Origin of the sequence: Rhizobium sp. 2YAF20 (genome assembly GCF_052114685.1) — a bacterium.
Classification (GTDB): domain Bacteria; phylum Pseudomonadota; class Alphaproteobacteria; order Rhizobiales; family Rhizobiaceae; genus Rhizobium.
On record NZ_JBFRFF010000137.1, the window covers coordinates 1 to 669 of the forward strand.

General features: G+C 57.5%; 2 pseudogenes. Both read right to left on the bottom strand.

From position 1 onward, the window contains the following. Nucleotides 1–255 (bottom strand): annotated as a pseudogene (locus AB4Z52_RS36285) (reverse transcriptase domain-containing protein); the annotation flags it as partial. Continuing rightward, nucleotides 218–669, bottom strand: a pseudogene (locus AB4Z52_RS36290) (recombinase family protein); the annotation flags it as partial. The pseudogenes AB4Z52_RS36285 and AB4Z52_RS36290, both read right to left, overlap by 38 nt.

The following is a 669-nucleotide window of genomic DNA, read 5'->3' on the forward strand; positions in this document are numbered from 1 at the left end:
CGGAGCCACCCAAAGTGTGTAGCCCAGGAATTTGCGACCAAAGACGCTGGCGACGGCACTTTTGGTCTCATTGACCGTCAGATGCAATCGGCCATAAAGCCGCCTGAGCAAACGCATCACCCGCTCACCAGCCCGGCGACTGCGAACGTAAACGTTCAGGTCGTCGGCGTAGCGTGCGAAGCAATGCCCGCGGCGTTCAAGTTCCTTGTCCACCTCATCAAGCAGGACATTGGCCAGAAACGGCGACAGCACGCCCCGAACGCAAAAGGTAACTTTTGTCAGAGCGGCGCGGTTTGTCGTTCGAGGGCGACGGCTTACCACCGTTGGGTGGTGTTGCTGACTGCGCCGGTATCGAGTGCCGGATAGTAATGGTATTATTGTCGACCAACACTTCCTTGACGACAAGACGGACGATTTTTTGCCGCTCGGCGATGTCCAGCGATTGCGCTGATTGGCGCAGTCTCTCGAGGAAGACGGTTAAAGTTTCGGCCAGGAGCAGGAAAGACATTCGCTCGGCGGTCTGATCAACGATGGCCTGTAATTCGGCGCGCATGGCCTGTTCACGGGCGCGAAGTTCCGGCGTCCGGCTTCGCAGTTCATCGAGCGACACAAGATCCTCCTGGTAGGCCGTCAGCAGGCGCTCCTTGCTTTTAGCTATTCGTATCAGCT